The organism is Aeromonas sp. ZOR0002, assembly GCF_963866995.1.
GTDB lineage: Bacteria > Pseudomonadota > Gammaproteobacteria > Enterobacterales > Aeromonadaceae > Aeromonas > Aeromonas caviae.
This window is the reverse complement of record NZ_CAWMFQ010000053.1, coordinates 1-9575: the sequence shown is the minus strand read 5'-3', so window position 1 is coordinate 9575 and position 9575 is coordinate 1. Positions and strand designations below refer to the sequence as shown.

The following is a 9575-nucleotide window of genomic DNA, read 5'->3' as shown; positions in this document are numbered from 1 at the left end:
CGAGCAGGGGGCCGCCATGGCCGCGGTGGGTTATGCCCGCGCTTCCGGTCAGGTGGGGGTCTGCATCGCCACCTCTGGCCCCGGCGCCACCAACCTGGTCACCGGCCTCGCGGAGGCACTGCTCGATTCGGTACCGCTGGTGGCCATCAGCGGCCAGGTGCCCTGCGCCGCCGTCGGTACCGATGCCTTTCAGGAAGTGGACGTGCTCGGCATGTCCCTCTCCTGCACCAAGCACTCCTTCATGGTGACGGACCCGGCGGATCTGGGACGGGTCATTGCCGAAGCCTTCGCCATCGCCACCGAAGGGCGTCCGGGCCCCGTGCTCATCGACCTGCCCAAGGATGTGCAACTGGCCGCCGTTCCCTCTCAAAGCCCGCTGTTTGCCGTGGAGGAACCCGACCCCCTGAATCCGGCCGAACTGACGGTCGCCCGTACCCTGCTGGCCGGTGCTGAGCGTCCGGTACTCTACGTCGGCGGTGGGGTGGGCATGGCCAATGCCGAGCAGCAGCTGCGCTACTTTGCCGCCACCACTGGGATGCCGGCGGTCACCACCCTCAAGGGGATTGGTGCCCTCGACCCCGACAGCCCCGTCTATCTGGGCATGCTCGGCATGCACGGTACCAAGGCCGCCAACCTGGCGGTACAGCAGTGCGATCTGCTGGTGGTGGTAGGCGCCCGTTTCGATGATCGGGTGACCGGCAAGCTGGAAGAGTTTGCCCCCGAGGCGAAGGTGATCCACCTGGATGTGGACGCCGCCGAGTTCGGCAAGCGCCGCGCCGCCGATGTGGGCATCACCACGGATCTCAAGCGTGTGCTGCCCGCCCTGGCGATGACGCTGACCCTCGACCCCTGGCGCGAGCACTGCGTCACCATGGCTCGGGAATACGCCTTCCGCTACGACCATCCGGGTCAGGCCATCTACGCCCCGGCCCTGCTCAAAGAGCTTTCAAGCCAGCTGTCTGACACCAGCGTGGTGGCCTGCGACGTGGGTCAGCACCAGATGTGGGTGGCCCAGCACATGCGTTTTACCAGCCCGCGCAACCATCTCTCCAGTGCCGGCCTCGGCACCATGGGCTTCGGCCTGCCCGCCGCCATCGGCGCCAAGATGTCGCGCCCCGATGATGAGGTGGTACTGGTGAGCGGCGACGGCTCTTTCATGATGAACGTGCAGGAGCTCGGCACCATCCGCCGTGCCCGGCTCAAGGTGAAGATGGTGCTGCTGGACAACCAGCGCCTCGGCATGGTGCGCCAATGGCAGGAGCTGTTCTTCGACGGTCGCTACAGCGAGACCAATCTGTCCGACAACCCCGATTTCGTCGCCCTGGCTGCCGCCTTCGGCATTCCCGGCGAGACCATCACATGCAAGGAAGAGATAGGTCCGGCACTGGATCGCCTGCTGGCGAGCGAGAGTGCCTATCTGCTGCATGTGGCTATTTCAGAGGAAGAAAATGTCTGGCCCCTGGTGCCGCCAGGAGTCGCCAACCACAAGATGATGGAGCAACGCCCATGAACCAGCTCAATACCAGCACCCTGGAAATCCATGCCCAACCCAGACCCGAAGTGATGGAGCGGGTGCTGCGGGTGGTCCGTCACCGCGGTTTCAATCTCTGCGCCCTCAACATGGAGCAGGATTGCCAACAGCTGCGGATCACGGTTACTGTCGAATCGGTACGTCCCATCCAGCAGTTGTGGAGCCAGCTGGTGAAGCTGGTGGATGTCTCCCGGGTCGATGCACTGGAACAGCAACCCCGGATCAGAGCTTAAGGAGCCAAGCCAATGTCACAGCCTTCCCAATCCGCCGCCCACCCCCAATACATCTGGTTCAACGGCAAGCTGGTCCCCTGGCAGGATGCCCAGGTGCATGTCATGAGCCATGCCCTGCACTACGGCTCCTCGGTGTTCGAGGGGGTGCGGGCCTATGACACTCCCAAGGGGACCTGCATCTTCCGCCTGCAGGAGCACACCCGCCGCCTGTTCGACTCCGCCAAGATCTACTGGATGGACGTCCCCTACAGCGAGTCCGAAGTGAATGAAGCCTGCCGCACCGTGGTGCGCGAGAACGGCCTGAAGAGCGGCTACCTGCGCCCGCTGGCCTTTGTCGGCAACGTGGGGCTGGGGCTGCATCCGCCGCTGGATGCCAAGGCCGACCTCATGGTCGCGGCCCTGCCCTGGGGCGCCTACCTCGGAGAAGAGGGGCTGAAAAACGGGGTGGATGTGTGCGTCACCTCCTGGAACCGGCTCGCTCCCAACACCATCCCGACCGGTGCCAAGGCGGGGGGCAACTATCTCTCTTCCCAGCTCATCAGCCGCGAGGCCAAGCGCAACGGCTTCGCCGAGGGGCTGGCGCTGGATGTGAACGGCTATCTGAGCGAAGGGGCGGGGGAGAACTTGTTCCTGGTGAAGAACGGCGTGCTGTTCACACCGCCCGCCACCGCCGCCATCCTGCCCGGCATCACCCGCGACACCATCATGACGCTGGCGCGCGACTTGGGTTACGAGGTACGCGAGCAGGCGCTGCCCCGTGAAGCGCTGTACGTCGCAGACGAAATCTTCATGACCGGCACCGCCGCCGAGGTGACCCCGGTGCGCTCGGTGGATCGGATGAAGGTGGGCGCCGGTTGCCGTGGCCCGGTGACCGAGCAGTTGCAGAACGCCTTCTTCGGCCTGTTCAACGGCAAGACCGAAGACAAGTGGGGCTGGCTGACGCCGGTCAACGACTGATGATAGCGGGGAGGCGTCACGCCTCCCCGAGTCGCTTCCGGTGAAGGCTCCCCGAGGTGCCTTCACCAGGATCGATTCCCGATCCGCGAATCACACATTCATGTTGAAAGACAATGCGCCCCAGGGGCATTCAGGGAGTAGAGACAATGCCGAAGTTGAGATCCGCCACCACCACCCACGGACGTAACATGGCCGGGGCCCGCGCCCTCTGGCGTGCCACCGGCATGACCGATCAGGATTTCGGCAAGCCCATCATCGCCGTGGTCAACTCTTTCACCCAGTTCGTGCCGGGCCACGTCCACCTCAAGGATCTGGGCCAGCTGGTCGCCCGCGAAATCGAGGCGGCTGGCGGGGTCGCGAAGGAGTTCAACACCATCGCCGTGGATGACGGCATCGCCATGGGCCACGGTGGCATGCTCTATTCCCTGCCGTCCCGCGAACTCATCGCCGACTCGGTGGAGTACATGGTCAACGCCCACTGCGCCGACGCCATGGTCTGCATCTCCAACTGCGACAAGATCACCCCGGGGATGCTGATGGCTGCCCTGCGCATCAATATCCCGGTCATTTTTGTCTCCGGCGGCCCCATGGAAGCGGGCAAGACCAAGCTCTCCGACCAGATCATCAAGCTGGATCTGGTGGACGCCATGATCCAGGGCGCCGACCCCAAGGTCTCCGACGCCCAGAGCGATCAGATCGAGCGCAGCGCCTGCCCCACCTGCGGCTCCTGCTCCGGCATGTTCACCGCCAACTCCATGAACTGCCTGACCGAGGCACTGGGTCTCTCCCAGCCGGGCAACGGCTCCCTGCTGGCGACCCACAGCGACCGCGAGCAGCTGTTCAAGCTGGCGGGCCAGCGTATCGTCACTCTGGCCAAGCGTTGGTATGAGCAGGACGATGCCTCGGCACTGCCGCGCAACATCGCCACCAAGGCGGCGTTCGAGAACGCCATGGCGCTCGACATCGCCATGGGCGGTTCCACCAATACGGTATTGCACCTGCTGGCGGCAGCCCAGGAGGCGGGTGTCGACTTCACCATGGCCGACATCGACCGCATGTCCCGCAAGGTGCCCCAGCTCTGCAAGGTGGCGCCCTCCACCCAGAAGTACCACATGGAAGACGTGCACCGCGCCGGCGGCGTGGTCGCCATCCTGGGTCAGCTGGAAAAAGCGGGCCTGGTGCACGGGGATACCCGCAACGTGCTGGGCACCTCCCTGGTGGAGCTGCTGGCCGAATATGACGTCAGCCGCAGCAATGACAAGGGGGTTCACGACTTCTACCGTGCAGGCCCTGCCGGCATCCGTACCACCAAGGCGTTCAGTCAGGATTGCCGCTGGCCCGAGCTGGATCTGGACCGCGCCGAGGGGTGCATCCGCTCCTTCGATCACGCCTACAGCCAGGAAGGTGGCCTGGCGGTCCTCGCTGGCAACCTTGCCCTCAACGGGGCCATCGTCAAGACCGCCGGGGTGGATGAGGAGAACCTCACCTTCCGCGGCCCGGCCCGGGTATTCGAGAGCCAGGAGAGCGCGGTGAGCGGCATTCTGGACGGCACGGTGAAAGCAGGTGAAGTGGTGGTGATCCGCTACGAGGGCCCGAAAGGGGGCCCCGGCATGCAGGAGATGCTCTATCCCACCACCTATCTCAAGTCCATGGGATTGGGCAAGGCGTGTGCCCTCATCACCGACGGTCGCTTCTCCGGCGGTACCTCGGGTCTCTCCATCGGCCACGTCTCCCCGGAGGCGGCTTCTGGTGGCACTATCGGTCTGGTGGAGGATGGCGACATCATCAACATCGACATCCCGGCCCGCAGCATGGTGCTGGAGGTGGCCGACAGCGTGCTGGCCACTCGCCGCGCCGCCGTCTCTGCCCGTGGCTGGAAGCCGGTCGATCGTCAGCGCGAGGTCTCCTTTGCCCTGCGTGCCTACGCCATGTTCGCCACCAGCGCCGACAAGGGCGCGGTGCGCGATCGCACCCTGCTGGGGGAGTGAGAAAATGAACAGTCATGATATGGGCGCATTGCGCGCCCTTCGCCACGAGACGGGGGTATAAACCATGGTCTCTGCGGCGGATTATCTACGCAAGGTACTGCTCTCCCCCGTCTACGAGGCGGCGAGGGTCACCCCTTTGCAAACCCTGAAGAAACTCTCCGAGCGGCTCGGCAATCACGTCAGCCTGAAGCGGGAGGATCTGCAACCGGTTCACTCCTTCAAGCTGCGCGGCGCCTACCACAAGATCGCCACCCTGACCCAGGAGCAGAAAGAGCGCGGCGTCATCGCCGCCTCCGCCGGCAACCACGCCCAGGGGGTCGCCCTGTCGGCCGCCAAGCTCGGCATCAAGGCGATCATCGTGATGCCCAAGACCACGCCGGACATCAAGATCGACGCGGTGCGCCGTCAGGGCGGCAACGTCATGCTGTTTGGCAACAGCTTCGATGAGGCCTACGGCGAGAGCCGCCGCCTCGCCGAGTTGGAGGGCTACACCCTGATCCCGCCGTTCGACGACGTCGAGGTGATCGCCGGTCAGGGCACCATCGGCAAGGAGCTGCTGGAGCAGGATACCCACCTCACCCACGTCTTCGTGCCGGTGGGTGGCGGCGGACTGGCCGCCGGGGTGGCGGTCTATATCAAGCAACTGCTGCCGGATGTGAAGGTGATCGGGGTGGAGGCGGAGGGCTCCGCCTGCCTCAAGGCCGCGCTGGCGGCTGGCGAGCCGGTCAATCTGGAGCGGGTCTCGCTGTTTGCGGACGGGGTGGCGGTCAAGCGCATCGGTGAGGAGACCTTCCGCCTGTGCAACCAGTATCTGGACGAGGTGGTGACCGTCTCCAATGACCAGATCTGCGCCGCGCTCAAAGACATCTTCGACGACTGCCGCGCCATCGCCGAGCCGTCAGGGGCCCTGTCCCTGGCGGGCCTCAAGGCCTACAGCGAGCGAGAGCAGGTGAAAGGGGGGCGGATGGCGGCCATTTTGTCCGGCGCCAACGTCAACTTCCACAGCCTGCGCTACGTGTCGGAGCGCTGCGAGATCGGCGAGAAGCGCGAGGGCATGCTGGCGGTGACCATCCCCGAGCGCAAGGGGGCCTTCCTCGACTTCTGCCGTCAGCTGGGGCCGCGCATGGTGACCGAGTTCAACTATCGCTATGCGGACGCGGAGCAGGCGTCACTGTTCGTTTCGGTGCGCCTCACCGGCGGTGACGAGGAGCTGGGCCAGATCATCGATCAACTCGGCGGCAACGGTTATCCGGTGGTCAACATGACCGAGAGCGAGCTGGCCAAGAACCACGTGCGCTACATGATTGGCGGCCGCCCGGCCCGGCCCCTCGGTGAGCGTCTCTACAGCTTCAAGTTTCCGGAGCAGCCTGGCGCCCTGATGCGCTTCCTGGAGACCCTGGGCTGTCGCTGGAACATCAGCCTGTTCCACTACCGCAACCACGGCGCCGACTACGGACGGGTGCTCTGCGCCTTCGAGCTGCCGGACGAGGACGTGGCGGCTTTCCACGACTACCTGCACGAGATTGGCTACGGCTGGAAAGAGGTGAGCGAGGATCCCGCCTACCGCCTGTTCCTGGCGAGCCAGGGCAGTCAGTGAGCGGGGAGCCATCCCCTTGCCAGATGAAAAACGAAGAGCCCGGCTCTTCGTTTTTTTATGGGCAACGCGCCGGCCCCCATGATTGGGGGCACGGTGGCTGATAATGTCGCCAATATCACACTCCTGAGTCCCTGGTCGTTTGAGGCTGGTTGCAGATGGGATAATCTGAATGCGGGGCTTGGGTTCAGGGCCCCGTCAGGGAAGAGAGACGCAGCCGCGTCATAACAATTCATTGCAGGGGCTCATCCATGAACAGATCTATGCTCGCCGTCCTGATCGGCGCTTTGATGGCAACAGGGACGGTGCAGGCTGCCGCCCAGGACAACACCTGGTATGTCGGCGGCAAGGCCGGCTGGTCAAATTATTACGGGGTGGATTACAACGCTCAGGTCGAAGAGCTGTTCGATGCGACCAAGGTGAACGAGAACAGCGATGATCTCGGTCTGGGGCTGTTTGCCGGTTATCAGGTGAACAGAAACGTGGCGATTGAGCTCGGCTATGACTGGCTCGGCAAGTATCAGGTGGACAAGCACTACTCGGGCAACGGGGTTGATTTCGCACTCGATGGCGAGGCCAAGGCCCAGATGGTGCAGGCCACCATGAAGATTATCCTGCCTGCAACCTCGGCACTGGATATCTACGGTCGTCTCGGGGGGGCCTATGCCTGGACCGAGAGCTCACTCAACGTCAGGGCCAGCGATGGCACCAGCAGCCTCTCCGAATCCCATGAGGGCAACAAATATCATGGTGCCGCCTTTGTCGGGGCGCTGGGGGTCGAATACGCCATCGACAAGGATTGGGCCGCCCGCCTCGAATACCAGTACACCACCCCCCTTGGGAAGACTTCCCTCGACGAGTCAGGCATCGAGATGGACAACGGCCTGCTGTCGGTCGGCATGCTCTATCGCTTCGGCCAGATCGGGGACGAGCCGGTGGCACCAACGCCTGCGCCCGAACCTGCGCCCGCCCCGGCCCCCGTGCTGGTGGAGAAGCAGTTCAGCCTGGATTCCGATGTGCTGTTCGAGTTCAACAAGGCGACCCTGAAGCCAGCCGCCAGTCAGGCCCTCGACAACCTGTTTGCCCAGATCCTGGCAGCCAATCCGAAAGACGGGGTGGCGACGGTGATCGGTCATACCGACCGCATCGGCTCGGAGGCCTACAACCAGTCCCTTTCCGAACAGCGTGCCCGCACGGTGGCGGATTATCTCATCGCCAAGGGATTGTTTGCCGACAAGGTGCGTGCCGAAGGGCGGGGAGAGTCTTCGCCCGTGACCGGGGGCAGCTGCCCGGATGGCGCCAAGGCGCAGATGATCGCCTGTCTGGCCCCGGATCGCCGGGTCGAGGTACGCCTGACCGGGGTCTCCCAGGTTGCCGAATAAGCCATCTTTGCCTTGCTATTAAACAACGAGGGGGCCTTGGCCCCCTCGTTGTTTATGTGGGTGTGAGCCGTGACGTTTGCAGCCGCCTGGCGCAATGACTCACCATGATCAGCAGCAAGGCGCCGGGCAGCACTGTTTGCCAGAGGAAAGGCCAGGACTGGGTGGTGAGCAGGATCAACAGTGGATTGGCTCCGGCAGGGGGGTGGATCAGCCCCAGTCCCTGCATGAGTGCAATGGACAGGCCCACACCCAGCGCCAGCTTGAGTTCCATCGGTAGCGGTAGCAATTGCACCACCAACCCCACGGTGGCCGATAACAGGTGGCCTCCCAGCACGTTCTGCGGACGGGCCAGCGGACTGTCCGGCAGGGAGAAGAGCAGCACACAGCTTGCCCCGAACGGTGCCATCAACAGGGTCGACTGCCAGCTCATGTCCAGCCAGCCGAGCAACATTATGGCCAGGCAGGCACCGAGCCCTGCCAGCCAGGCACTTCGCCATCGTCTTGTTTCCATCTCCTGTCTCCTTGTCTGTGCCGGATCACTTGATCCAGCCTGCGACATTAGGTAGACAGATCGGTGTACTTCAAGAGGAAAGTCACCATGAGCGACAAACGGCAACAGCTGATGACGACAGCCTATCGGCTGTTCAATCGTCACGGTTTTCACGCCACCGGCATCGATCGCATCTGGGCCGAGGCGGGCAGTACCAAACGCACCCTCTATCGCCACTTCCCCACCAAGGATGTCTTGATCGAAGCGGTGCTGATGGCACGGGATGCGGAGTTCTTTGCCCTGCTCGATGCCAGGATGGATGGGGTGTCGGGACGGGAGGCCAGGTTGCTGGCACTGCTCGATGGCTTTGCGGACTGGTTTGGCCGCAGCGACTTCTACGGCTGCAACTTCATCAACGCGAGCGCCGAGTTCTCCGATCCTCGCCACCCGGTGCGCAAGCTGGTGGTGGCCCACAAGCGTGCGTTGCTGAACTGGGTCAGGGAGGCCCTCGAATGCACCGAGGTGCAGGCCACCGGGTTATGCCTGCTGCTGGAAGGGGCCGTGGTGATGGCCCACAGCTATCAGCAGCCCCTGGCTCTGGAACAGGCCAGGGTGTTGGCGGAGGCCGTGCTGGCAGAGCCGCGCTAGTTCAGTTCCGTGGGGTCGATATCCAGACTCCAGCGTACCCGCTTGGTCTCGGGCCACCCCTCCAGCTCCTTCACTGCCCAGTCGAGCAACTGGGCCAGTGGCGCCCGGCTGGGCCCCTGCACCAGCAGCTGCATGCGAAACTTGCCCGCCTTGCGCTCCATGAAGCCGCTGATGGGCCCCAGCACCTGCACCTGGGGATAGCGGGCGCTGCGCAGGGTATCGGCGAGACGGCTGAGGAACAGCTGCACCTCGTCGCGACCGTTGGCCTCGGCCCAGAACAGTCCCTGATGGCTGAACGGTGGCAGCCCCAGCAGGCGGCGCTCTTTCAGCGCCGTGTCGGCGAAGTGGCCATAGCCGTTCTGGGTCAGATCCTGCAGCAGGGCGTGTTCGGGATGGTGGCTCTGCAGCACCACCAACCCGGGTTTGCTGGCACGACCAGCCCGGCCCGCCACCTGGGTGTAGAGCTGGGCCAGTTTCTCGGCAGCGCGAAAATCGGCGCTGAACAGGGCGCCATCCACATCCAGCAGGCCCACTAGCGTCACGTCCGGGAAGTGGTGGCCCTTGGCCAGCATCTGGGTGCCGATCAGGATCTTGTACTTGCCCGCCTTGATGTCGCCGAGGTGGGTTTCGAGTTCCCCCTTGCGGCGGGTGTTGTCCCGGTCGATGCGCACCACCGGATATTGCGGGAACACGGTGCCGAGCAGCTGCTCCAGCTGTTCGGTGCCGACCCCGGAGCCGATGAGCTCGTTGCT

9 protein-coding genes are annotated in these 9575 nt (G+C 64.2%); 7 read left to right on the top strand and 2 right to left on the bottom strand.

The window, feature by feature from the left end:
- The 6 genes from ilvG to ompA all read left to right on the top strand — a co-directional run.
- Positions 1 to 1510 (top strand): acetolactate synthase 2 catalytic subunit (gene ilvG, locus AACR77_RS03720; RefSeq protein ID WP_042879820.1); only part of this gene is annotated, 1510 nt, incomplete at its 5' end.
- Positions 1507 to 1764 (top strand): acetolactate synthase 2 small subunit, encoded by a 258-nt coding sequence (gene ilvM, locus AACR77_RS03715; protein ID WP_010676086.1) that lies wholly within the window; start codon positions 1507 to 1509, stop codon positions 1762 to 1764. The genes ilvG and ilvM, both read left to right, overlap by 4 nt.
- A gap of 12 nt (positions 1765 to 1776) precedes the next feature.
- Positions 1777 to 2721 carry a branched-chain amino acid transaminase gene (locus AACR77_RS03710; protein ID WP_039039680.1) on the top strand — a complete coding sequence of 315 codons (945 nt, stop codon included), beginning with the start codon at positions 1777 to 1779 and terminating at the stop codon, positions 2719 to 2721.
- 146 nt (positions 2722 to 2867) lie between these two features.
- Positions 2868 to 4709 carry a dihydroxy-acid dehydratase gene (gene ilvD, locus AACR77_RS03705; protein ID WP_010676084.1) on the top strand — a complete coding sequence of 614 codons (1842 nt, stop codon included), beginning with the start codon at positions 2868 to 2870 and terminating at the stop codon, positions 4707 to 4709.
- Positions 4710 to 4773: 64 nt separating this feature from the next.
- The gene (gene ilvA, locus AACR77_RS03700) at positions 4774 to 6306 is read left to right on the top strand and encodes a threonine ammonia-lyase, biosynthetic (RefSeq protein ID WP_041211987.1); all 1533 of its coding nucleotides are present in this window, start codon (positions 4774 to 4776) and stop codon (positions 6304 to 6306) included.
- A 248-nt stretch (positions 6307 to 6554) separates the two neighbouring features.
- Positions 6555 to 7685 (top strand): porin OmpA, encoded by a 1131-nt coding sequence (ompA, locus tag AACR77_RS03695; protein WP_041211986.1) that lies wholly within the window; start codon positions 6555 to 6557, stop codon positions 7683 to 7685.
- Between the two features lie 52 nt (positions 7686 to 7737).
- On the opposite strand, the gene AACR77_RS03690 is transcribed toward ompA, so the two are convergent.
- A complete protein-coding gene (locus AACR77_RS03690) occupies positions 7738 to 8196 on the bottom strand; it encodes an HPP family protein (RefSeq protein ID WP_010676081.1) in 459 nt (152 codons plus the stop codon).
- An 87-nt stretch (positions 8197 to 8283) separates the two neighbouring features.
- On the opposite strand from AACR77_RS03690, the gene AACR77_RS03685 reads away from it, so the two are divergent.
- Positions 8284 to 8823 (top strand): TetR/AcrR family transcriptional regulator, encoded by a 540-nt coding sequence (locus AACR77_RS03685; RefSeq protein WP_042879818.1) that lies wholly within the window; start codon positions 8284 to 8286, stop codon positions 8821 to 8823.
- Here AACR77_RS03685 and AACR77_RS03680 read toward each other — a convergent pair.
- Positions 8820 to 9575, bottom strand: a 756-nt coding sequence (locus AACR77_RS03680; RefSeq protein WP_042879816.1) for a helicase-related protein, incomplete at its 5' end; no start/stop codon positions are given. The two genes, AACR77_RS03685 and AACR77_RS03680, sit on opposite strands and share 4 nt — an antisense overlap.

Bases quoted from the DNA above. Each gene is read 5' to 3' on its own strand.
- ilvM (WP_010676086.1), top strand. From the start codon at position 1,507: ATGAACCAGCTCAATACCAGCACCCTGGAAATCCATGCCCAACCCAGA.
- AACR77_RS03710 (WP_039039680.1), top strand. From the start codon at position 1,777: ATGTCACAGCCTTCCCAATCCGCCGCCCACCCCCAATACATCTGGTTC.
- ilvD (WP_010676084.1), top strand. From the start codon at position 2,868: ATGCCGAAGTTGAGATCCGCCACCACCACCCACGGACGTAACATGGCC.
- ilvA (WP_041211987.1), top strand. From the start codon at position 4,774: ATGGTCTCTGCGGCGGATTATCTACGCAAGGTACTGCTCTCCCCCGTC.
- ompA (WP_041211986.1), top strand. From the start codon at position 6,555: ATGAACAGATCTATGCTCGCCGTCCTGATCGGCGCTTTGATGGCAACA.
- AACR77_RS03690 (WP_010676081.1), bottom strand. From the start codon at position 8,196: ATGGAAACAAGACGATGGCGAAGTGCCTGGCTGGCAGGGCTCGGTGCC.
- AACR77_RS03685 (WP_042879818.1), top strand. From the start codon at position 8,284: ATGAGCGACAAACGGCAACAGCTGATGACGACAGCCTATCGGCTGTTC.